The following is a 24,950-nucleotide window of genomic DNA, read 5'->3' as shown; positions in this document are numbered from 1 at the left end:
ATGCTTTCTATAAAGAAAGCATTTTTTTATCGTTTAAATTATAATAAATCTTACTCGTTCTCATTAGGTTCAATAGGGTTGGTTTCTTCGTTTTTATTCTTTGCATACAAATACCCCCTTTTCCACCAAAGGGTCATTTTTGCCTTATCAAAAATTAAAGAATTGGTCGTTAGTATCGTTGGCGTATAAAATAAGTTGATTATAGCATTCTTTTGGTTGGCAACCAATTTTCCTATTCTAATGTTCTGATTTTCTATTCGGTCAAGAATAAAACTCATCATCGTAGTAATTAATTCGAACGGATTGCGAGAAGCAACCCTATTCATATAATTAACTTCGGTATGTAACACGACCACATCTACCTCTGTTGCCCCACGTTTAATAGCTTCTTCAATGGGAACAATGCTACCCAAACCGCCATCTGCATATTCACAAAAGTTTTTGCGAACCAAACTCATAAACGGCGTGTAATTGGCAGAAATCCAAATCCAATCACAAAAATCCTCGTACGTACAATCTTTAATTGATTTGTATTCGACTTGATTTAGAGACAAATTAGAAACTGTTATCACCACATCTGAATCTCCATTTTTTAAAGTTTCGAACTCTTCAAGGGTTAAACTTTTTTCAATAAGCTTTCTTAGGTTTTCACTTTCACCAAAGGTCTTTTTTCCCGTTAAAAAGTTGCGTAAAACATTCCAGTGATTTATTGAAATCTCTTCGTTACCACGAATATTCTTAACCAAAAAAGGACAATTATTAAAAATACTTTTTTGATTTACATTAGAGTAAATTTCTTTGATCTTATCTAACTTACCTAAAGCTAAATGAGAGATTAGAAGACTACCGGTAGAAGTACCTACAAAAATATCATACTTTCTTCCTTCTTCTTGTATAAGGTATTGGGCAACACCACCTGCAAAGGCTCCTTTACTACCACCACCGGAAATTACTAATGCTTTCATTATTAATTTAATTTCGTTTTAAGATAACGCAAATCTGATGAATTTAGTTGATTTGCAACCTTTTCAATTTCTTTTTTCTGTTCTTCATCTCCCCATAAGGTATCAAGTAATCGCCTAGCATAATTTCTAAATTGCCAAGAATGATGGTTTGTAGCCTTAATTAAATTAGCATAGGCTTCATCATTTAATGCTTTTATTTCAAAGAGGTATTGAAAAGCAGTTTGTCGTATTTCAGGATTGTATTTAGCATCTGTATAACTAACTAGCTCTCGATGATAATTAATACTTTCTGTAGAATTATAATCTGGCGTAAACAATGCCAATGTAAGCCAAAGTAACCGTACATTCTTATTTGGGTGTCCATTTATATCTTTGGTTTGATCTAAGTACAACTTTCGATTATCAGGGTATGCATCCCACAAACGAAACAACATAACCTCTTTGGTAGAATAACTTTCATCTTCTAATAATGACTCAAAATAAGACCTTAAATCTTCTGGTATATTCTTTTTGGATGTTGCAATACTCTGCCTGATTTTAATAGATTTTTCATTGGCAAGTATCTTTTTAAGAGATGAATCAGATATTTGAGATATATAATCTTTAATAATTTGAGATTTAAATTGCCAGGGAGTTTCCGAGTGCCACATCAACTTTAGTTTTTCATCATCTAACACATCGGTGGCATCTATTTCTTCTTGAAATTCAAAAAAATGTTTCAAAAATCTATTACTCTTTTCCAGGTAAGCCTTAGCAATTTCAAAGTTAAAAGTTTCATTGACGAGCCAAACTTCTCTGAACTCACCTAAATCTTTACCACTAGCTAATTCCATTTCAACAATAAAATCTGAAACGGTTACATTTTGGAACTTATATTTATTTAGGTATGTTTTTATTCCTTCTTTAAAATCATCCTCTCCTACTTCATCCTTCAACATAGCTAAAGCCCATGCCCCTTTTTCATAAAAAGTAAGACTACTAGCCTTCGGGTTTAGCAAGCTCTCCCCTTCTCCCTTTTCTGAAATATCACTTAATACTTTTGCCGTCTCAAATAATTTCCAATAAAAATAATCGTCACCAAAAATCTCTTTTTCAGCCAAATAGGCAAAATATGTAGCAAAACCTTCATGTAACCAATGATGTTCACTATTCTTTTCCGTCACCAAATTGCCAAACCACTGGTGTGCCAATTCATGAGCATTAATGTTGACATAATTTCTATCAATAAAAGAAGTTGAATCAATAAAATATGCATCAGAAAAAAAAGTAGCACTCGTATTTTCCATACCTGCATATAAAAAATCATGCACAGGCACTTGTTTGTAATTCTGCCAAGGATAAGCGACACCTATCTCGTTTTCAAAAAAATCAAATATCCGTTTTGTGTATCTATACGTGGGTTCCACTTTTAGATTATCATTAAGATAATAATAGTTTTCAATGGTTACACCGCTTTCAGAGGTCAATACTTGCTTATCATATTTACCCATGGCAAAAGCCAGTAAATAACTGCTCATTGGTTTTTTCATATCAAATAACCAAATAGGATCTTCTCCATCATTGTTAGTTTTTAAAAGTAGATTACCATTCGCAATGACTTGATATTTTTTATCGGCTTCAATAGTAAGATCAAATTCTACTTTTTCTTCCATGTCATCAAAACTAGGAAGCCAATGGCTGGTGTATTTTCCTTGCCCCTGTGTCCATATTTGCTCATTGCCTTCTACATCATCATCCCAACCAATAAAATAGACCGTTTGTTTGGGTTTCGCCTCATATTCAAGAAGCAGTTTATGTGATTCTCCCTTTTCAAATTTATGTGTAATGGAAATGATATTTTCTTTAGCAATAAAATCTATCTTTTTTCCGTCAAGTTCTACTTTTGAAAAATCTATGTTTTTAGCATCAAGGAATATTGAGTCTACATTTTGTAACACATTAAAACGATAGATTACCCCACCTTTTATCGTTTTTTCTTTAGGTACTGGGCTTAGGCAAACCTTAGCCTTAATAAAGTCTACCCTATCTTGATGTTGCCCATAAGAATAGAAACAAAAACAAAGAACAAAGGCTAAAACTATTTTTTTCATGCAAATTAATAAGCTAGTAGAAAATCAAATTTAATACTTTAGTTTGTCGCAAATCTACCTAAAGCCTATTTTAGTACTATGAACGCAAATTTCTTGCAAACTCCCATAGTATACTTAAAAGGTGTCGGTCCAAATAGAGCCGAAACTTTAAAGTCTGAATTAGGGGTAGAAACCTATCAAGATTTGCTGAATCTTTTCCCAAATCGATACATAGATAAAACCCAATACTATAAAATTGGTCAGTTACAACGTAGTAATGCCGATGTGCAGATTATTGGAAAAATAATCAATATAAAAACAGTTGAACAGAAAAGGGGAACGCGATTAGTAGCACGTTTTAAAGATGATACCGGCGAAATAGAATTGGTTTGGTTTAGAGGTCAAAAATGGATTCGTGAAAATCTAAAACTAAACCTACCTTACGTCATTTTTGGTAAGTGCAATTGGTATAATGGTACATTTTCAATGCCACATCCAGAAATGGAGCCTTTAAAAGAACACCAGCAGGGTACAAAAGTTTACATGCAACCCGTATACCCATCTACAGAAAAGTTAAGTAATAAAGGTATTACCAATAAGGTCATCAGTAAACTGATGCAGCAACTGTTCATTGAAATCAACGGCAAGTTCACCGAAAGCCTATCTGACAAGTTACTGTATGAATTAAAACTATTGAACAAGAGTGAATCTATGTTTAATATTCACTTTCCAAAGAATCAAGAACTTTTGGCTAAGGCGCAGTTCCGATTAAAATTTGAAGAACTTTTTTATATTCAACTACAACTTATTGGGAAAAATGTTTCTAGAAAGAAAAAGATCAAAGGCTTCCCATTTCTTGAAGTTGGCGAATACTTTAAGGATTTCTACAATAATAAATTACCTTTTGAACTTACAGGAGCACAGAAACGAGTAATCAAAGAAATACGATCAGATTTGGGCAGTAATGCCCAAATGAACCGTTTACTACAAGGTGATGTAGGGTCTGGAAAAACCATTGTTGCCGTAATGACCATGTTATTAGCAATAGATAATAGTTTTCAAGCCTGTTTAATGGCACCTACAGAAATTCTTGCCAATCAGCATTTTCAAGGCATTTCTGAATTACTAGAAGGAACGGAGATTACCTGTGCTTTGTTAACTGGCTCCGTTAAAAAATCTGCACGTAAACCAATTCACGAACAGTTAGAAAATGGAGAGCTCAACATACTTATTGGCACTCATGCCCTTTTAGAAGATAAAGTAAAATACAAGAATTTAGGTATAGCCATTATCGACGAGCAGCATCGTTTTGGTGTAGCCCAACGTTCTAAATTGTGGCATAAGAATGAATTTCCTCCACATATATTGGTAATGACCGCAACACCTATACCAAGAACTTTGGCCATGAGTTTATATGGTGATCTGGATATCTCGGTAATTGACGAATTGCCGCCAGGGCGTAAACCCATAAAAACAGTACACCGTTATGATGCTAACCGACTAAAAGTTTTTCGATTTATACGTGATGAAATTGAAAAAGGGCGACAAGTTTATGTGGTATACCCATTGATTCAAGAATCTGAAGCAATGGATTACAAAGACCTTATGGATGGTTATGAGAGTATTGCTCGCGATTTTCCTCAACCAAAATACCAAATTTCTATAGTTCACGGGCAAATGAAGCCTGCCGATAAAGACTATGAAATGGAGCGTTTTGTAAAAGGCGATACTCAAATTATGGTAGCCACTACCGTTATTGAAGTAGGTGTAAATGTACCTAATGCATCGGTAATGATCATTGAAAGTGCAGAACGCTTCGGTTTGTCGCAATTACACCAATTACGTGGGCGTGTTGGTCGTGGAGCAGATCAAAGCTATTGTATTCTAATGACCGGTCATAAATTATCTAATGATTCAAAAACCAGACTGGAGACTATGGTCGCTACCAATGATGGTTTTGAAATTGCCGAGGTAGATTTAAAACTGCGTGGACCCGGAGATATCATGGGCACCCAACAAAGCGGACTCCTAAATCTAAAAATAGCTGATATCGTTAAGGATAATGATATTCTAAAATCTGCTCGCTTCTATGCATTACAGCTTCTAAAAGAAGACCCATCTCTTAGTAAACCAGAGAATCTAATTATTAGACATATGTATGCCCAGTTGGTAAAGCATAAGAATATCTGGACGTATATTAGTTAGTTTTATTTTAAATCTAAAGCCAATATATAGTCATCTGCCGTTAAAAACAAACGCTTTTCATTAGTGGTTAATGCGCAATTTGAAGTTAAAAGACCTGTTCGTATTTTAGCTATGGGTTTTGCCTCTTTAGTGAAAATCCACAACCCGCCTGGTCCTGTGGCAAAAACATAACCTTCGCTATTGGTTTTCATACCATCCGGAAGTCCTTGCTCATTTGGTTTGCCCAAAAGGTGCTCAACATTATAAAATAGTTTCTTTTCCGCTACCTTGCCAGGAGCCTCTAAATTATATTGGTACCATGCACCACCCACTTTTTCGTCTGACACCGCTACGTAAAGTGTTTTATTATCAGGAGAAAGCGTAATTCCGTTAGGGTAACTCAACTCTTTATCCAAAAGTAGGAGTTCGCCAGTTTTCAAAAGGCAATAAACACCTTGAAAATCCAACTGCTTATTCTTATCATCAATTAAATTTTCTAGTCCGTATGGTGGGTCTGTAAAATAGAGATTGCCTTCATCATCGTATATGCCATCATTAGGGCTATTCAATCTTTTTCCCTCGTATTCACTCACTAGAGAGCTGTATTCTGGTTTTGGGTCGTTCATTGATGACTTCATAACACCTACACGTCTTTCTCCGTGCTGCATTAGAACCAATTGTCCACTAGAGTTCAGTAGTAAACCGTTAGACCCTGACCCTTTACCCGTATAATTTTGAACATCATAGCCCGAAGGCTTTAAATACGTTACCGTATCGTTCTTGTCATTTAATTTATAGACCTTGTTCTGCGGAATATCAGAAAACAAAAGATACTGTCCGTTTTCTATCCACAAAGGACCCTCTACCCAATCAAAGCCACTCGCCACGATTTGCAAAGAAGATTCAGGATTTAAAATCTGTAACGCTTCTTCATCTAATATTTCAACTGAAAATTTAGAGGAAACAGTATTTGCCACATCAGTATTCTTAGTTTTTATTTCTTTACAAGAAATTAAAGCAAATAAAATTAGTAGAAACAGACTATTTTTTATCATATCAATGAGCCTTTGCCTTGATTAAAAAACCTTCAGACATTTTTTTGGTTGACTCAAAATCTATCATGCCTGTTTGTGCATCATTTACTACACAACCATAACCAATACCAGATGCACCAGCCTTAATCCAATCTGCAGCATTATTTGGGTTTATACCACCAACTGCAAAATATTCTATGTGATCCAAAGGAGCCCTTAATGCTTTAAAAAAATTGAGACCCATAGCCCCAGCAGGAAAAAGTTTTACCACATCTGCCCCATTTTCATGCGCTATACATACTTCAGAAGGTGTCATGGCACCCATTAATACGGGTACATTGTATTCATGACCTAAAGCAATAACATCAACATTGGTATTAGGTGTGACCAAAAACTGCGCTCCTGCAGCAATGGCTTTTTCTGCAATAACTACGTTAATCGCGGTACCAACTCCAATAATTTTATCAGGATATAGTGCACGCGCCTTCGTAATTTCTTCTAAAAACCCTGGAGTGTTAGAGGTAATTTCTAGCACATTCACCCCGGTTTCCAAAACCATCTTAACCACCTTTGAAACATCTGCCTGATTCTTTGTGCGTAAAATGGCGACTATTTTTTCATTCTTGATTCTAGCTACTATTTCTTTTCTATTCATCGTAAAACGTGTCCGGAAATATTACCTTCCATTATTGATTTAATTTCATTTTCAGAACTTGTGTGCTGATCTCCCTTTATCGTATGCTTCAAAGCAAAAGCCGCAGTGGAGAAATCTATAATTTGTTGATTAGTATAACCTTTATCAATACTATGTAAACACGCCGCAGCAAAGGCATCTCCAGTACCAAAGCGATCGGTTATTTTAACTTTTATCGCCTTTGAGACCGATAAATCATTATCATTTAAAAACACACCCGAAAGCTCATTTTCGCTCGCAGAACTATGATCTCTAATGGTAAAAGCCAATTGTTCAACACCCAACTCTTTTCTCGCTTTTTCAATAGCGTCTATAGTCTTTTCTTCAGCACTATCACCATTAAAATTCATTTCATATACATCTTTTAGAACACCTGCATTACCAAAAAGCAAATCGGTATTTTCAAGAATTTTATTGAAAATGACCTGTGCATCTTTATTAGAATTCCATAAAGACCTTCTATAATTCATGTCAAAAGCAACTTTTACTCCCATTTCATTGGCTGTTTTTGCAGCGTTTATAGTCTCTAAAGCACATTGCTCACTAAGAACGGGAGTTATACCAGAAAGGAAGAGCCATTTTTTATTCTTGAGGATTTCTTTCCATTTAAACTCCCCTTCCCCAATTGTGCTAATGGCGGAGTCTGCCCTATCATAAATAACACTTGATGGTCTAATAGAGTCGCCAATCTCGATAAAATAGGTTCCAATTCTTTTACCGCCACGGACAACAAAACTTGTTTGTACACCAAAACCCTGTAAATTTCTAACCGCAGCATCACCCAATTGATTGGCGGGTAGCTTGGAAACGAAATCAACATTGTTATTTAAAACACCTAAAGCGCTAGCCACATTAGACTCAGAACCGGCATAATTGACATTAAAATTGTTGGAAGAATTTATTTTCTGTCCGTGGTCGTTGGGCGTTAACCGCAACATTATTTCTCCAAAAGTTATAAAGCTCATATGTTTACCAATTTGTTAATGACCCGTCATTTCTTCTTAATGTAGGAATATCTACAGGTATAAATTCTTTAGAAAGTGCCAATTCCTCATTAAAATCGACGCCAAGACCAGGTAAATCAGACACCTTGTAGCGAGGTCCTTCAAGTATAGGTTGCACAGGATAAAAATCAATTGCATTTGTGCCCATTTGTTGAGCAGGTGTATTAATTTCCTCCAACCAACTAAAATTAGGGCACGAAGCCGCTAATTGTATAGTAGCAGCAGTACATATAGGACCTAATGGATTATGCGGCATTAAATCTATGTAATGGGTTTCTGCCATTGCAGCTACCTTTTTTGCCTCTGTTAAACCGCCAACGTTACAGACATCTATACGTGCAAACTGTGTTATATTTTGTTCAATAAAAGGCATAAACTGCCATTTGCTCGAAAACTCTTCACCTATAGCAAAGGGTACATCTATCATTTGGCGCAGGCTTTTGTAAGCTTCTGGGTTTTCGTCTCTAATAGGTTCTTCAATAAAGTCCAGAGTACCTTTTGGCATTCTTTGAATAAACGAATAGGTTTCTGGAATAGAAAGTCTTGTATGGTAATCAATACCCATTGTAATTTCGGGTCCGATTTCCTTTCGTAATGAAGTAACCCAATCAGCCAGAAGCGCTATGGAAACTCTAGGTTCAAAAATACCTGGATCTTTCTGTGATTCAAACTCCGCCGGAGCCAAACGTAACATTTTCCATCCCTCTTTTACCAAAGTTCTAGAATAGTCTAACAGTTCTTCTTTGGTAGTAAAACGAACCGAGGCAAAGCACTCCACATAATTACGTTGCTTACCTCCTAAAAGATCATAAATAGGGACATTCAACACTTTACTTTTAACATCATGCAGTGCAATATCAATTGCAGAAATGGCGGCCGTTAAAACACGACCTCCCTCAAAATATTGCCCACGGTACATTTCTTGCCACAACGCACCAATTTGCCTTGGGTCTCTACCTATTAAAAATGTTTTAAAATGCTGAATGGCACCAACAACGGCAAGCTCTCTTCCTGAAAGTCCAGATGCTCCCCAACCAAAAATATTTTCATCGGTTTCAACTTTAATTACCAGCTGTATACCGGCACCTACATTAATAGGGAATGTTTTAATATCAGTAATTTTCATCGTATAAATTCATTTAAGATTTTGGCACGATCCTTTCAACCTTGCCAATAACAAAAGTGTAGCAGAAAAATCCTAAAAAAGCAACTCCTCCTATAAAAAACAAAGCAGGCTTAAAGTCTCCATCCTTCACTAAATAGCCAATAACAACAGGCACTACGACTGCAGAAAGTCCACCAATAAAATTGAATGCTCCGCCAGTAAGACCAATTAAGTTTTTAGGCGCCATTAACGAAACGAACACCCATGCGATACTAGCCAAACCATTACCAAAGAAAGCGATGGCCAAAAACAAAATAACCAACGTATTGTCTTCGGTATAATTGGCACCAATAATTGCCGTGGATAACAGCATCCCTATTACAATTGGACCTTTTCTAGCTATTTCATTACTATATCCTTTCTTTACTAAATAATCTGAACTAAACCCTGAAAGAAGAATTCCTGCAAATGCCGCCAAAAATGGTATAGACGCTAAAAAACCAGATTGCAAAAAGTCTAACCCCCTATATTTCACTAAATATGTTGGAAACCATGTAAGAAAGAATATTGCTGTAGCACCTAAACAGAACTGACCTATGTAAATACCCCAAAGCTTCCTATACTTGAAAACCTGAATTAAATCTGACATCTCAAATTTCTCTTTCGGTTTCCCTTTTACATTCGATTTCAAGTCAATAAGTCCGCCACCATCGGCAATATGTTTCAATTCATTTTGGCTTATGCTTTTGTGTTCTTTTGGATCTCGATAAAAAATATACCACACCAATGCCCAAACCAAACCAATAATACCACTTACAATGAACAAGCCCCTCCACCCCATTTGAGATTGTATCCAAGTTAAGACTGGAGTTAAAAATGCCAAACCCAAGTATTGTCCAGAGGTATAAACAGCAATTGCGGAAGCCCTTTCATTATCAGGAAACCAACGAGTAACTATTAAGTTATTAATGGGATAAGATGGTGCTTCAAAAATTCCAATGCTAGCCCTTAACCCTATTAATAATAAAAAAGAATTGGCGACACCTTGTATTAATGTAGCAATTGACCAAAATGCCATAAGAATAGGGTATAAGAATCTTGTTTTTATTTTATCGGCCATAATACCCCCTGGTATTTGCAAAATAGCATAGGTCCACGCAAAGGCCGAAAAAATATATCCCATTTGTACGGTACTTAATTCTAATTCATCACTTAAAGCAAATGCAGCAACCGAAATATTACTACGATCTAAGTAATTGATCACAACAGTAAAAAATACCATTGCCAATATGTTGTAACGCTTTTTAGTAGATTTTTCTAACATGTATCCTAAAATTATTATCGTAATTTTTATCCCTGAATTTAACGACGTTACACCTTTGACAATATTTCATTATCAATTTTAAACTACATGCCGATAATCAAACAATAAGTCAATCAAAAACAGACCTTAAAAGAACATCCAAAAATTACCACATATAAAATAGAACTGCTATTTATACTTATAGAAAACAATAGAACAATTGAATTAACTACTATACATAAACTAGACAATGTTCAAAAAAATTAAGAATGTGTCCAAGGGAAGGAAAAAATTGAATTTTTCTAAAGAATATATGTGTTTTCCTAAATTTTTAAACAATAAACCAAGTGACTCTTATAAATTTATATTGAACTTAGGAATTCATTAAAATATAACAACTTTATCGTTGAACATCGTAATTTAGAAGGGTGTTAATTTCCAAAAAACCCTTGGTTTTAATAGATTTGTGAACTTAGATTATATAGAATATGAGCGCAACAAAAACATTATTTGACAAAGTGTGGGATTCCCACGTAGTACATAAAATACAAGATGGTCCAGATGTACTGTTCATTGACAGACACATGGTACATGAGGTAACCAGTCCTGTTGCTTTCCTTGGCATTAAGAATAGAAATATTCCTGTAATGCATCCGGAGAAAACTTTTGCAACGGCTGACCATAACACGCCTACAATAAACCAACATTTGCCGGTTGCCGATCCACTTTCTGCGAACCAATTAAAAATGTTAGAGGAAAATGCTAATGAATATGGTATTTCTTATTGGGGATTAGGTCACGCAAAAAATGGTATTGTACACGTTGTTGGTCCTGAATACGGTATTACACAACCTGGTGCTACTATAGTATGTGGAGATTCACACACCTCTACACATGGTGCATTTGGTGCTATTGCCTTTGGTATTGGAACATCTGAAGTTGAAATGGTATTGGCTACGCAATGTATTATGCAGCCTAAACCAAAGAGAATGCGTATCAATATCAACGGGAAAATGAGCAAAGGTGTTACTCCTAAAGATGTTGCCTTGTTTATTATTTCTCAATTAACTACTTCTGGTGCAACTGGATATTTTGTTGAATACGCCGGTGAAATATTCAGAGAAATGAGTATGGAGGGTCGTATGACCGTTTGTAACCTAAGTATAGAAATGGGTGCCCGTGGTGGTATGATCGCGCCAGATGAAAAAACGTTTGAATATATAAAAGGTCGTGAGTTTACACCAAAAGGTGCCGACTGGGATAAGGCAATGGCTTATTGGGAAACATTGTATACCGATGAAGATGCCATTTTCGATAAAGAATTGACTTTTGACGGTTCGTTAATAGAACCAATGATTACCTACGGTACCAACCCGGGTATGGGAATGGGAATATCAAATGATATACCTATGGCAAATGCCGTTCAAGGTGGTGCATCTACATATCAGAAATCATTGAAGTATATGGATTTCAATGAAGGTGAAAGTATGATGGGCAAGCCTATTGACTTTGTTTTCCTTGGAAGTTGTACCAATGGTCGTATAGAAGATTTCCGTGCTTTTGCATCAATAGTAAAAGGAAAGAAAAAAGCCGATAATGTAACCGCATGGTTGGTTCCTGGATCTCACAAAGTAGAAACTGCCATTAAAGAAGAAGGCATATTGGATATTTTAACCGAAGCCGGTTTTGAACTTCGTGAGCCTGGTTGTTCTGCTTGTTTAGCAATGAACGATGATAAGATACCTGCTGGTAAACTGGCCGTAAGTACATCTAACAGAAACTTTGAAGGAAGACAAGGTCCTGGATCAAGAACTTTGTTGGCTAGTCCTTTAGTTGCTGCTGCGGCTGCCGTAACCGGTAAAGTAACAGACCCAAGGGAATTAATGGCAGAGTTAGTATAACAATTTTGTCCTTAACTATATGCATAAGGCTTATAGTGAAAAAACAATGATAATAATACAGGCCAATGGTCAATAACCAGAGGCAAAAAGCTATAAAAAATGGCATACGATAAATTCAATATATTGACATCAACGGCAGTACCGTTGCCAATTGAAAATGTAGATACCGATCAAATAATACCGGCAAGATTCTTAAAAGCAACAGAGCGTGTAGGTTTCGGTGATAATCTTTTTAGAGACTGGAGATACCATCAGGACAACACCCTGAAAGAAGATTTTGTTTTAAACCAAGATAAATTCAGTGGAAAAATTTTAGTAGGTGGAAAAAACTTTGGTTCTGGTTCATCCCGTGAGCACGCTGCATGGGCAGTTTATGATTACGGATTTAGATGTGTAGTTTCTAGTTTCTTTGCAGATATTTTCAGAAACAACTGTTTAAACATCGGTGTTTTACCCGTACAGGTAAGTGCAGAGTTTTTACAGAAAATTTTTGATGTCGTGGAGGCAGACCCTTCTGCAGAATTGGAAATTAATCTTCCTGAACAAAAAATAACATTGTTGGCTACGGGTGAAAGTGAATCTTTTGACATCAATGATTACAAGAAAAACAATATGTTGAACGGTTTTGATGATATTGATTACTTATTGAACATCAAAAAGGATATTGAGACATTTGCGGAAAACACTCCGTTATAAACTCAATTTTCAAAGTACCAACATCATTTACGTTAACTAACCATTTGCCGTTTCCTAATATAAGATGAAACGGCAATTAGATCACATGAAAAAAAGAAAGTTAGAAATAATGGATACCACCCTTAGGGATGGTGAACAGACCTCAGGCGTATCCTTTTCTGCATCGGAAAAACTGACCTTGGCAAAGTTACTTTTAGAAGAGCTAAAAGTAGACCGTATTGAGGTTGCCTCGGCTCGTGTATCTGATGGTGAACTAGAAGCTGTTCAAAAAATTACCGAGTGGGCCGCTGAAAAAGGATTCTTGGAGCGTGTAGAAGTATTAACCTTTGTTGATGGTGGCGTTTCTTTGGATTGGATGAAGACTTCAGGTGCAATTTCACAGAATTTGTTGACCAAAGGTTCTCTCAACCATTTAAAATATCAGTTAAAGAAAACTCCAGAACAACATTTTGCAGAAATAGCCGAAATTTTTAAGCAAGCTACTGAAAGAGGTATTATCAATAATATCTATTTAGAGGACTGGAGTAACGGCATGCGAAATTCCAAAGCATATGTTTTTGAATTTTTAGAATTTCTTTCTACCCAAAACGTAAAAAGAATTTTATTACCCGATACTTTAGGTATACTAACACACACCGAAACGTATGCCTACTTAAAAGAAATCATTCAGAAATTTCCGAAGTTACATTTTGATTTTCATGGTCATAACGACTATGATCTTGGTGTTGCAAATATTATGGAAGCCGTAAAAGCGGGTTGCCATGGTCTTCACCTAACAGTAAACGGAATGGGGGAAAGAGCTGGTAATGCTCCTATGGCAAGTGCTATAGCCGTTATCAATGATTTTTTACCAGAAGTTGAGATAAAAGTAAATGAGACCTCATTATATAAGGTAAGTAAATTGGTTTCTGCCTTTACAGGGTTTACCATACCAGCAAACAAACCAATTGTTGGAGATAATGTATTTACCCAAACTGCAGGAATACATGCCGATGGTGACAGCAAAAACAACCTGTATTTTAGCGACCTAATGCCTGAACGTTTTGGTAGAAAACGAAAGTATGCTTTAGGTAAAATGTCTGGCAAAGCGAATATTCAGAAAAATTTACAGGAACTTGGCTTAACATTAAATGATGAAGAGCTTAAAAAAGTTACTGCCAGAATTATAGAATTAGGAGATAAAAAAGAACGGGTTACAAAAGATGACCTTCCATTTATTATTTCCGATGTTTTAGATACTGCCGATTATAAGCAAAAGGTATTTATAAAATCTTATGTACTTACACATGCAAAAGGCTTAATGCCTTCCACTACCCTTTCCGTAGAAATTGACGGAAAAGTTATAGAAGCACATGCACAAGGAGACGGACAGTATGATGCTTTTATGAACGCCCTTAAAAAAGTGTATATTGCCAAGAAGATTGCCTTGCCAAAACTTACGGATTATGCAGTAAGAATTCCTCCCGGTAGTACTTCTGATGCATTATGCGAAACAGTAATTACTTGGGAATTAGACGGTAAAGAATTTACCTCAAGAGGGTTGGATTCTGACCAAACTGTTAGTGCCATTAAAGCGACAGAGAAGATGTTGAATATAATATAGCGCAAAGCGCTTGACGCTGGACGCGGGGCGCTAAACGCTTTTGATGAGAGATTATAAAAAATATAATGTTTGGAAATTAGGTCATGAAGTTACTTTAGAGATTTATAAATTGACTAGAAGCTTTCCTAATAATGAAAATTTTGGATTAACAAGTCAAATGAGAAGAGCTTCTTCATCTATTCCTGCAAATATAGCTGAAGGATGCGGAAGAGAATCTGATGCGGAGTTTAAACGTTTTTTAATCATTTCTCAAGGGTCAGCAAGTGAATTAGAATATTTTACCATTTTAGCAAAAGATCTAAAGTATATTCAAGAAGAAGAGTTTTTAATCATTCATGATAAAGTAAATAAAGTAAGAAGAAGTTTAAATAGTTTAATAAATAAGATATAATTATAAATAGCCTAAACTATATACGGTTAAAGTATAGCGTTTAGCGTACAGCGAAAAGCGAAAAAGCGATAAACCATGAAATTAAATATTGCCTTATTGGCCGGTGATGGTATCGGTCCTGAAGTTATTGATCAAGCAGTAAAGGTATGTGATGCCATTGCTAAAAAATATGAGCACGATATTACTTGGAAACCAGCACTAACGGGAGCGGCGGCTATTGATGCTGTTGGTGAACCTTACCCAGATGAAACTCATGAAGTATGTGCCAATGCAGATGCAGTATTATTTGGCGCTATAGGTCACCCTCGTTTTGACAATGATCCTTCAGCAAAAGTTCGTCCAGAACAGGGATTATTAAAAATGAGACAAAAATTAGGTTTGTTCGCTAATGTAAGACCAACCTTTACCTTCCCTTCTTTAATAGATAAATCTCCTTTAAAAAGAGATCGTATTGAAGGAACAGATTTAATTATTTTAAGAGAATTGACCGGAGGAGTTTATTTTGGTGAACGCGGAAGAAAAGATGATGGTAATACTGCATTTGACACCATGACCTACCAACGTTTTGAAATAGAGCGCTTGGCAAGAAAAGGATTTGACATGGCCATGAAGCGTTCTAAAAAACTATGTTGCGTTGATAAGGCCAATGTATTGGAATCATCTAGACTGTGGAGAGAAACAGTACAAGGTTTAGAAAAAGAGTACCCTGAAGTAGAGGTAACTTATGAGTTTATTGATGCGGTTGCCATGCGATTAATTCAATGGCCAAAAGGTTATGATGTAATCATCACAGCAAACTTATTCGGTGATATTTTAACCGATGAAGCTTCTGTAATAGCAGGTTCAATGGGGCTTATGCCTTCTTCATCTGTAGGTAGTGAAGTATCTTTATATGAGCCAATACATGGTTCATACCCGCAAGCGGCAGGTAAAAATATTGCTAATCCTTTGGCGACAGTACTTTCTGCTGCTATGCTTTTTGAGGATTTAGACTTAACCAATGAAGCTGAAGAAATTAGAAGAGTAGTAAACAAATCATTAGCCGAAGGTTACGTAACCGAAGACCTTGCCGATGGTGGAAAAAGCTATAAGACAAGTGAAGTTGGCGATTGGCTGGCCAGCAACATTTAAAAATTCATGTTTAACTATAAAATCCCTTTAATCATTGATTAAAGGGATTTTTTTATTCTTGAATTGTAATATAACTTTTAAATACTAGAAGCAATAGCAATTTCTTTTTCATAAATACTTTTAACTATTGCACGTAAATCTGGTATAACGGTCTTCACCAATTTAGAAGGTCCGTTAATCAATACACAGATACCTAAATCAGAATCAGGAAAAAGAGCAATTTCATTTCTATAATTATTTACGCTACCACCATGATGCCAAATAGTTTCTTCTGGTGCATTCTCATTCTCTTTTACCGTATGTATTCTCCAACCAAAACCGTAAGCCGACTTTATATGTCCCGGCCACCTTTGATAGTACTTTCTATGTCCTTTTAATTCTATAAAAGATTGAAACGCAGGTGCCATTTCGTCTTTTGACATTACTTCTGGATTATGCCCCAATAAAAACCGCATCCACTTGGCCATGTCATTTGAATTCGCATTTATACCGCCAGCTGCTATAGCATTGTAATAATTATTTTTAGGCAATACCGATTTCCAACCATTTCTTCTCTTAACATGTGGTAATGCAATATTATCCGTATTCATTAAGGTTTCATGGTCCATTGAAACAGAACTCATACCTAGAGGTTCAAAGAATCTATCGCTCAATAAGGTTTGAATGTTTTTTCCTGTTGCTTTCAGCATCACCTCTTGAGAGACAGAGAACATAGCATTCTGATAACTATATTGTAGACCAGGTTCACTAATAGGGTTAACGTTTTCAAATTTTTCACTGATAGTGGACATGGATAAACCAGCCTCAACCAAATCTGTATAACTATGATAAGGCGTACCTGTAGTATGCGAAAGCAAATGGGATAGTTTTATGCGTTCAGTATGCTGTGAGTCACCAAAATGAAAATTAGGCAAATAATCTGAAACCTTATCTTCTAATCGCAACATACCGTCACTCTCCAAACTTGCTGCCAAAACACCTGTAAATCCTTTAGATATAGACCCTAGTCTAAACAAAGTTTCTGCATCCACCGACTCGTTGGCATTATAACTTCTCTTTCCGTATCCGTTAGATAATATTACTGAATCGCCATTAACTATACTAACACCGGCTCCAACAATATCTCCCGCTTTAATTGCCTGATCAAAGTATTTTGATAAAGCTTCGTTTAAAGCTTTCTGCCTAATAGTATATAATTTAATTTCCCTTTTCTCAGCAAGGGTTTTTTCTGGATTAGGATTGGCAATAATTGCCTTGGAATGCTCTGGCTTAAAAGAAGACGCAGTAAGAACAAAAAAAAGGAGAACCATAATTATGGTTCCAAAGAATAGTTTGGTACGTGACACAGTATAGTAGGTTTATGTCGAATATAACGGGTTAAAATGTAATAAATTATCGATGAACTACACAATATTTGAATTTTAACATCTAGCCTGTTTAATTAAGAACTTGGATCAAAATATTCAAACACCTATTTATAAAAAAAAAGGAACCTAGTAAAGGTTCCTTTAAATTAATATTGACTCATAATAGATTAATAGCCCATAGCCATTTTTCTATATTTATTTTCTTTTCTTTTTCTTACGATTAAAATCCCTATCGCTATAGCGACACCAGAAAATGCAAGAATTGCACCAACTAGACTAGAATACACGATACCATAACCGAAAGCAATTGGTAGCCCTGCTAAATAAGCTCCAGAAGCATTACCCATGTTAAAGGCACTTTGATTCATAGAAGAACCCAGCATTTCTGAACCTTTAGATGTATTTATTATTGCCATTTGAATTGGTGTTGCCACAGTAAATGATATTGCTCCTATTACAAATGTCAAAACCATTAGTAAATAAGGATTGGTCGCTATCATCATATTCAACAACAAAATACCGCACATTACCGACAAACTAATAATAACCGCTTTTAAAGGAGAAAACCACTCCGCCATTTTTGCCCCTAAAAAATTTCCTGCAACCATACCTAGTCCGGCTAACATCATCGCGTAACCTACAAAATGATCAGGCAAACCAGCTACATCCGTAATCAAAGGAGCTACGTAACTGTACCAAGCAAAGAATCCACCAGTTCCTATGGTAGTCAACGCAATCAAAGCCCACAATTCGCTATTCTTTAAACCCTGGCTAACGGTAACTTTTTCCTCTTGATCGTCGACTTCAATTTTTGGCATCCATAAGTAAATACTTCCCAATGCCAGCAAGCCTACAAAACCAACTAAGTAAAAAGAAACACTCCAGCTAAATTGTTGTCCTAAGTAAGTTCCAATTGGCACACCTATTACGTTCGCAACGGTAAGTCCAGAAAACATAATGGAAATTGCCTGAGCACCTTTACCCTTCTTAGCCAATTTTGTTGCAACTACTGCACCTATACCAAAGAATGCACCGTGAGGTATACCAGATAAAAATCTTAAGAACAACAAACTGCTATACCCTGTTGCCAACCCAGATAATGTATTGAATACCGTAAACCAAATCATTAGCAAGAACAACATTTTTTTAGGACTCAATTTTGATCCCAACCCTGTCAACAATGGTGCACCTACTACAACACCCAATGCATACGCTGCAATAAAATGTCCTGCTTGAGGAATGGTTATTCCCAAAGAACCGGATACTTCGGTTAAAATTCCCATGATAACAAACTCGGTCAGTCCGATCCCGAAACCTCCTATAGCCAAAGCAAACAATGCTTTTTTATTTGATTTTAAATTCTCCATACTTCAAATTTTAATTCTTTCTACATCAATCTATTTTACCCATGCAATTAAAAAGGCAAAGTTAGAACGCATATGTCGTTAACAACTCAAATTAATTACCAGATTTCTGTGAAAAATTAACCTTCTTAAATTTCCCTTAATAGTGAATTCTACCAATTCAGTAGAGAAAATCTACAATTGAGAAAACCAATTTATTCCAACCAAAATCAACAACACATATTTGTGGCATCAATCAAAACAAAATCAACAATGAAGACGCTATTAATTGCTTTGCTTACACTTTTCTATCTCTCCACATTTGCTCAATCAACTATTTCAGGTAAGATAATTGACCAACAAGGTCTACCGGTTATCGGAGCAAATGTTTATTTACAAGGTACATATGATGGTACCGCAACCAGTGACGAGGGAAATTTCACTTTTGAAACGGATGCTAAAGGCATACAAACCTTAATAGCATCATCAATTTCATTTGAGACGTATTCAAAATCAGCCGATGTCATCAACTTTAAGAACATCACCATTAAACTAAAAGATGATATCAACACCTTAGATGCCGTTACCGTAAATGCGGGAACATTCAATGCTGGTGATAATGCCAAAGTTACCGCATTAAAACCATTGGATATTGTAACCACTGCTGGCGCCCTTGGAGACTTTGTAGGCGCATTACAAACATTACCGGGAACTTCAAATGTTGCGGAAGATGGTAGATTATTCGTTAGAGGTGGTGATGCAGATGAAACACAAATCTTCGTAGATGGCATGCGTGTATTTACACCCTACTCCCCATCTGCAAATAATATACCCACAAGGGGGAGGTTATCTCCTTTTTTATTTAAGGGAATAACCTTTTCTACGGGAGGATACTCGGCAGAATACGGTCAAGCATTATCCAGTGTTTTATTATTGAATAGCGTTAATGAACCACAAGAGGAAAAAACCGACATATCAATTATGAGCGTTGGTCTTGGACTTGGAAATACCCAGATTTGGGATAAAAGTTCTTTAAGCGTAAATGCCAACTACATAAACTTAACACCGTATCAAAAACTGTATCCTGATAATAATGAATGGCATAAACCCGTAGAATCATTTGGTGGTGAAGCGGTGTATAGATATAAATTCAATAACGACGGACTTTTAAAAGTTTATGGAGCATATAGTTCGGTGGACTTTGACCTAACACAAGAAGATATTAATGAAGTTAATGGTGTGCGCTTCGGTTTAAACAATAAGAACCTATACATTAATACTTCATATCAAGATTTTTTAGAAAGGGATTGGAGTATACAAACAGGCATTAGTTTTGCAAACGACAGATCAAATATTAAGATTAATACTAGTGAGATCGAAGACGTTGAAAATTCTGCCCATTTAAAAATTGCTTTGAAAAAATATTTTTCAAGTAGGTACAAATTAAATTTTGGCGCCGAATACTTCATTACCAACTTTAAAGAAAACTATACAGACGCTAATTTTGAGAACACCTATGGTTTTGATAATAATATTTTCAGCAGTTTTGCAGAGACCGATATTTTCTTCTCTAAAAACTTCGCTACCAAAATCGGATTACGAGGTGAATACTCGCAATTGCTAGAAGAATTCAATCTATCGCCAAGATTGTCGTTAGCTTATAAATCTGGCTCAAACTCTCAGTTTTCACTAGCGTATGGTGAGTTTTTTCAAAATCCTAAGAATGAATATTTAAAATTCAACACTGATTTTACTGCAGAAAAGACTACCCATTATATAGCCAACTATCAATATGTAAAAAACAAACAAATATTTAGGGCCGAGGCTTATTACAAAGACTATGGTAGTTTGGTGAAGTACAATACCGATTTCACTTTACCCACGTCGACTTATGACAATACCGGTAATGGTTTTGCAAAGGGACTCGATGTTTTTTGGAGGGATAATAAAACAATAAAAAATACAGAATACTGGATGTCTTATTCCTATCTGGACACCGAAAGAAACTACCAAAATTACCCTACCACCGCTACACCAAACTTTGCCAGTAAACACAATGCATCATTAGTGGTAAAACGATGGGTAGAAAACTGGAAGAGCCAGATCGGGTTTAGTTATAATTATGCTTCCGGTCGTAATTACACCGACCCTAACAAAGGAGGTTTTTTAACGGAGCAAGCCAAAAGCTTTAATTCACTAAATCTTAATTATGCGTATTTAATAAGTCCGCAAAAGATATTGTATCTATCCGTTAGTAACGTCTTAGGTTCTAAAAATGTAAATGGCTATCAATATGCCGACCAACCAAATACCGAAGGCATTTTTGATAGAAGAACCATTACACCTGCTGCAGATCGCTTCTTTTTCATTGGCTTCTTTTGGACTATTAGCAAAAACAAAAATGACAATCAATTGGACAATTTGTAAATCTTACAATTCAAGATCAAATAACAACAACTGGGTCATCTATTTTATTAGAAACTACTATTTAAAAAGATATTTGAACAACAATAAATAACATCAAATAAATACATCATGAGAAACTTATTACTAATTGCCACGTTTATTTTCACCCTAAACATTTCTGCTCAAACTTCGTACGAAAAAGGCATGAACCAAGCTTTTGCCTTATGGGACCAACAAAAGAATACCGAAGCTGCTCAACTTTTTGAAAGAATATCGGCTGCAGAAACCGATAATTGGTTACCGGCTTATTATGCTGGTTTAATTGAAATAGTAAGTAGTTTTGGGCTACAAGATGAAGCATTATTAAACACGAAACTTACCAGAGCAAAAACATTCTTGGACAAAGCTTCTGAAATCTCGGAAAACAATCCGGAAATAATGATTTCATACGCATTACTGAATACAGCCTATATAGCTTTTGACGGCGCAAAATACGGAATGACCTTATCTGGTGAGAATGCTGCCATCTATCAAAAAGCATTAAGCATAGCTCCCAACAATCCAAGGGTGCTTTTAAGCAAGACGGAATGGGATATGGGTGCCGCAAAATTCTTTGGTAAATCTACCGCTCCATTTTGTAAGGATATAGATCGTGCCATAGCCTTATTCAATGAAGAAGAACAAACCATACCTTATTATCCATATTCAGGATTAGAAAGAGCACAGGCAATCAGTTCTAATTGTAAAAACGAAACCTCCCCTAATTAATTAGGGGAGGTTTTTAATTATTTATCTCAATAATCAGTTATAATATATAATCTGTACTCACAAAATTGGAGAGCTTTGCTTCTAGTAGATTTTCAACAATATCGGTATTTAGCTCGTTATCCTTAAAGGCAACAAAAGTCCTGATAGAGAATGAACGTAAAGCATCATGCACACTTAAGGTAGCCTGTGCAGAATCTTTTCTTCCTGTAAACGGATAAACATCTGGTCCTCTTTGGCATGAACTGTTTAAATTAACACGGCACACCAGGTTTACCAAGGTATCAATTAATGGAGAAAGTGCATATACATCTTTACCGAACAAACTTACTTGCTGCCCATAATTACTTTCGGCCATATCATCTAAAGGCTCTTCAATATCTGTGAAAGGAACGATAGGAATAATTGGTCCAAATTGCTCTTCTTGATATACACGCATGTCTTTTGTTACAGGATAAAGAACTGCTGGCCAAATGTAATTATCAAAATGCTGACCTCCCTTTTTATTGATAATTTTAGCTCCTTTTGCAAGTGCATCATCTATTAATCCTTGTATGTACGCCGCTTTATCCGGTTCTGGTAAAGGAGTAAGTTTTACACCATCATCCCACGGGTTTCCGAACTTTAACTCGTCTACTTTTTTTGCGAATTGTTTGTTGAAATCTGCCCTAATATCTTCATGAACATAAACCACTTTTAATGCAGTACAACGCTGCCCGTTGAAAGATAAAGTACCCGCTAAGCATTCACTTATGGTTAAGTCTAAATCTGCATCAGGTAAAATTATAGCAGGGTTTTTCGCTTCTAAACCTAGCACCAATCGTAATCTATTACTTTTTGGGTGTTGATCTTGTAAGGCATTGGCAGATTTACTATTACCAATTAAAGCCAAAACATCAACTTTACCTGTTTGCATAATTGGTGCAGCTACCGTTCTACCTCTACCAAAAAGTACATTGACCACACCTTTAGGAAAACTGGTTTGAAATGCCTCTAAGAGCGGTGTAATCAAAAGAACTCCATGTTTTGCAGGCTTGAAAATGGTTGTATTACCCATTATAATTGCAGGGATCAACAATGCAAAAGTTTCGTTCAATGGATAGTTATAAGGCCCCAAACAAAGCACGACCCCTAATGGTCCTCTTTTAATATGCGCATATACACCATCATGTTTGGTGAATTTAGCTGCATCTCTATCTAATTGCTTATAATCTTCAATAGTATCTTCAATATACTCAACGGTTCTATCAAATTCTTTTTGAGAATCTGGTAGCGATTTACCAATTTCCCACATTAATAATTTAACGACTTCTTCTCTTTTGGTCTTCATTTTAGAAACAAAAACCTCCATACATTCAATGCGGTCCTTTACATGCATTGTTGGCCATACGCCCTGCCCTTTGTCATAGGCTTTTAAAGCACCGTTCAATGCTTCAAGAGCTTCCGCCTCTTGCAAGTCGGGAATACTACCCAACAATGTTGGCTTATATTCTTTGGTTGAAGAAATAGTAGAAAACACTGGTGTTGTGTCTCCTTTCCATTCTTTTAATTCTCCGTTGACCAAATAATGTTTTTGGTCTATAGTGGATGTTATTTGAAATTCTTCTGGAATTTTAATATCGCTCATTTGTTTACCTTTTTAGTACAATCGTTGATACATGTAATATGGGTCGCATTATAAATCGTTAGCTACGAAGTCTAACATATTAAAAGTAGTTTAAACCAAATACTCAAACAAGTCTGGTTTATCATTTATATAATCACCATAGAAATTGTTATTTTTCATACGTTCTATCAATGGTTTTAAATCATCTGGATGCTTCAATTCTATTCCAACTACAGCTGGAGCATTTTCCCTGCTCGACTTTTTGGAATATTCAAAATGGGTAATATCATCCGTAGGTCCTAAAATATCTACAACAAACTCCTTTAATGCACCTGGCCTTTGAGGGAACCTGATAATAAAGTAGTGCTTTAACTTACCATACAATAAGGCTCTCTCTTTTATTTCGGCCGTTCTTGTGATATCGTTATTGCTGCCACCTATTATACAGACCACGTTCTTACCAACTATTTCATCTTTGTACTCATCTAAGACCGCTATGGATAATGCCCCTGCAGGTTCCACCACAATAGCATCTCTATTATAGAGATCTAGAATGGTTTGGCACACTTTTCCTTCATCAACAGTAATCATGTTATCCAAATAATAATTACAAATAGGATAAGTTAAACTGCCCACCTGCTTTACAGCAGCACCATCAATGAATTTATCGATTTTCTCTAAAGCCACCACTTTACCCGAATCCATGGCCGTTTTCATAGAGGGCGCTCCTTTAGGTTCAACCCCAATAATTTTAGTACTCGGCGATAGTTGACTAAATACACTTATTAGTCCAGATGCCAATCCGCCTCCACCTATACAAACAAAAAGATAATCAATTGGCTTTTTTGCCTGCTCAATAAGCTCAAGACCAACCGTAGCCTGACCTTCAATAATTTTAGGGTCATCAAAAGGGTGCACAAATATTTTACCCGTTTTATCACCGTAAATTTTAGCTGCTTGTGATGAATCATCAAATGTATCGCCCTGTAAAACTACATCTACCCATTCGCCACCAAAAAGCTTAGTTTGCTCTACTTTTTGTTTTGGTGTTACAGATGGCATATAAATTGTACCCTTTATTTTTAAATGACAACAAGCAAAAGCAACGCCTTGGGCATGGTTACCAGCACTGGCACAAATAACCCCTTTATTTCTTTCTTCATTGGTCAAAGAATTAATCTTATTAAATGCTCCCCGAATTTTATATGATCTTACCCGTTGTAAATCTTCTCTTTTTAAGCGAATTTGACAATCAAATTGTTTTGATAATCTAATACTATCTGTTAATGGAGTTTCTTCAGAAATTTCCGAAATAGTCTGTGCTGCTTGTAAAACATCATCTAAAACAGGAAAGTATGCCGGTTTGTTACCTCTCATATCATT

Annotated in this window: 19 protein-coding genes; 8 read left to right on the top strand and 11 right to left on the bottom strand. The window is 35.9% G+C overall.

Features of this window, described 5'->3' with window-relative positions:
- Positions 1-50: 50 nt before the first annotated feature.
- Positions 51-965 carry a patatin-like phospholipase family protein gene (locus tag EXIGUO8A_RS14945; protein ID WP_116772344.1) on the bottom strand — a complete coding sequence of 305 codons (915 nt, stop codon included), beginning with the start codon at positions 963-965 and terminating at the stop codon, positions 51-53.
- Positions 966-967: 2 nt separating this feature from the next.
- Entirely contained in the window at positions 968-3,055 is a 2,088-nt protein-coding gene (locus EXIGUO8A_RS14940) for a M1 family metallopeptidase (RefSeq protein ID WP_159303759.1), read from the bottom strand.
- 78 nt (positions 3,056-3,133) lie between these two features.
- Here EXIGUO8A_RS14940 and recG point away from each other — a divergent pair, with 78 nt between their 5' ends.
- Positions 3,134-5,239 (top strand): ATP-dependent DNA helicase RecG, encoded by a 2,106-nt coding sequence (gene recG / locus EXIGUO8A_RS14935; RefSeq protein WP_159303758.1) that lies wholly within the window; start codon positions 3,134-3,136, stop codon positions 5,237-5,239.
- A gap of 2 nt (positions 5,240-5,241) precedes the next feature.
- Here recG and EXIGUO8A_RS14930 read toward each other — a convergent pair whose 3' ends face one another.
- The 5 genes from EXIGUO8A_RS14930 to EXIGUO8A_RS14910 all read right to left on the bottom strand — a co-directional run bounded on the left by EXIGUO8A_RS14930 (position 5,242) and on the right by EXIGUO8A_RS14910 (position 10,379).
- Positions 5,242-6,195, bottom strand: coding sequence for an SMP-30/gluconolactonase/LRE family protein (locus EXIGUO8A_RS14930; protein ID WP_236564499.1), 954 nt, complete (start codon positions 6,193-6,195; stop codon positions 5,242-5,244).
- Between the two features lie 79 nt (positions 6,196-6,274).
- A complete protein-coding gene (locus EXIGUO8A_RS14925) occupies positions 6,275-6,907 on the bottom strand; it encodes a bifunctional 4-hydroxy-2-oxoglutarate aldolase/2-dehydro-3-deoxy-phosphogluconate aldolase (RefSeq protein ID WP_159303756.1) in 633 nt (210 codons plus the stop codon).
- On the bottom strand, positions 6,904-7,911 hold the full coding sequence (locus EXIGUO8A_RS14920) for a sugar kinase (protein ID WP_159303755.1): 1,008 nt from the start codon (positions 7,909-7,911) through the stop codon (positions 6,904-6,906). The genes EXIGUO8A_RS14925 and EXIGUO8A_RS14920 overlap by 4 nt, the downstream gene beginning before the upstream one ends.
- 4 nt (positions 7,912-7,915) lie before the next feature.
- Positions 7,916-9,076, bottom strand: coding sequence for a mandelate racemase/muconate lactonizing enzyme family protein (locus tag EXIGUO8A_RS14915; protein ID WP_159303754.1), 1,161 nt, complete (start codon positions 9,074-9,076; stop codon positions 7,916-7,918).
- Positions 9,077-9,089: 13 nt separating this feature from the next.
- Positions 9,090-10,379 (bottom strand): MFS transporter, encoded by a 1,290-nt coding sequence (locus tag EXIGUO8A_RS14910; protein ID WP_159303753.1) that lies wholly within the window; start codon positions 10,377-10,379, stop codon positions 9,090-9,092.
- 467 nt (positions 10,380-10,846) lie between these two features.
- Here EXIGUO8A_RS14910 and leuC point away from each other — a divergent pair, with 467 nt between their 5' ends.
- The 5 genes from leuC (at position 10,847) to leuB (ending at position 16,080) form a co-directional block, all read left to right on the top strand.
- Positions 10,847-12,259 (top strand): 3-isopropylmalate dehydratase large subunit, encoded by a 1,413-nt coding sequence (gene leuC / locus EXIGUO8A_RS14905; RefSeq protein WP_159303752.1) that lies wholly within the window; start codon positions 10,847-10,849, stop codon positions 12,257-12,259.
- Between the two features lie 99 nt (positions 12,260-12,358).
- Positions 12,359-12,955: a 3-isopropylmalate dehydratase small subunit gene (leuD, locus tag EXIGUO8A_RS14900; protein WP_159303751.1), complete on the top strand. Its 597-nt coding sequence runs from the start codon at positions 12,359-12,361 to the stop codon at positions 12,953-12,955.
- Between the two features lie 85 nt (positions 12,956-13,040).
- Complete coding sequence (locus tag EXIGUO8A_RS14895; RefSeq protein ID WP_159303750.1) at positions 13,041-14,558, top strand: alpha-isopropylmalate synthase regulatory domain-containing protein; 1,518 nt, start codon at positions 13,041-13,043, stop codon at positions 14,556-14,558.
- Between the two features lie 43 nt (positions 14,559-14,601).
- The gene (locus tag EXIGUO8A_RS14890; protein ID WP_116772333.1) at positions 14,602-14,949 is read left to right on the top strand and encodes a four helix bundle protein; all 348 of its coding nucleotides are present in this window, start codon (positions 14,602-14,604) and stop codon (positions 14,947-14,949) included.
- 75 nt (positions 14,950-15,024) lie between these two features.
- On the top strand, positions 15,025-16,080 hold the full coding sequence (gene leuB / locus EXIGUO8A_RS14885) for a 3-isopropylmalate dehydrogenase (RefSeq protein ID WP_159303749.1): 1,056 nt from the start codon (positions 15,025-15,027) through the stop codon (positions 16,078-16,080).
- A 77-nt stretch (positions 16,081-16,157) separates the two neighbouring features.
- On the opposite strand, the gene EXIGUO8A_RS14880 is transcribed toward leuB, so the two are convergent.
- Both EXIGUO8A_RS14880 and EXIGUO8A_RS14875 read right to left on the bottom strand, forming a co-directional pair.
- Positions 16,158-17,426, bottom strand: coding sequence for a serine hydrolase domain-containing protein (locus tag EXIGUO8A_RS14880; RefSeq protein ID WP_159303748.1), 1,269 nt, complete (start codon positions 17,424-17,426; stop codon positions 16,158-16,160).
- Between the two features lie 188 nt (positions 17,427-17,614).
- Positions 17,615-18,814: an MFS transporter gene (locus tag EXIGUO8A_RS14875; protein ID WP_159303747.1), complete on the bottom strand. Its 1,200-nt coding sequence runs from the start codon at positions 18,812-18,814 to the stop codon at positions 17,615-17,617.
- A 249-nt stretch (positions 18,815-19,063) separates the two neighbouring features.
- On the opposite strand from EXIGUO8A_RS14875, the gene EXIGUO8A_RS14870 reads away from it, so the two are divergent.
- Both EXIGUO8A_RS14870 and EXIGUO8A_RS14865 read left to right on the top strand, forming a co-directional pair.
- Positions 19,064-21,217 (top strand): TonB-dependent receptor, encoded by a 2,154-nt coding sequence (locus EXIGUO8A_RS14870; RefSeq protein WP_159303746.1) that lies wholly within the window; start codon positions 19,064-19,066, stop codon positions 21,215-21,217.
- A 108-nt stretch (positions 21,218-21,325) separates the two neighbouring features.
- Entirely contained in the window at positions 21,326-21,964 is a 639-nt protein-coding gene (locus EXIGUO8A_RS14865) for a tetratricopeptide repeat protein (RefSeq protein WP_159303745.1), read from the top strand.
- Positions 21,965-22,001: 37 nt separating this feature from the next.
- Here the strand turns inward: EXIGUO8A_RS14865 and EXIGUO8A_RS14860 are convergent, their stop codons facing one another.
- On the bottom strand, positions 22,002-23,588 hold the full coding sequence (locus EXIGUO8A_RS14860; RefSeq protein WP_159303744.1) for an NADP-dependent glyceraldehyde-3-phosphate dehydrogenase: 1,587 nt from the start codon (positions 23,586-23,588) through the stop codon (positions 22,002-22,004).
- Between the two features lie 90 nt (positions 23,589-23,678).
- Positions 23,679-24,944, bottom strand: coding sequence for a threonine ammonia-lyase (gene ilvA / locus EXIGUO8A_RS14855; protein WP_159303743.1), 1,266 nt, complete (start codon positions 24,942-24,944; stop codon positions 23,679-23,681).
- Between the last annotated feature and the right edge of the window lie 6 nt (positions 24,945-24,950).

Source organism: Maribacter litoralis, assembly GCF_902506355.1.
Lineage (GTDB): Bacteria > Bacteroidota > Bacteroidia > Flavobacteriales > Flavobacteriaceae > Maribacter > Maribacter litoralis.
This window is presented reverse-complemented; position numbering and strand designations above follow the sequence as displayed.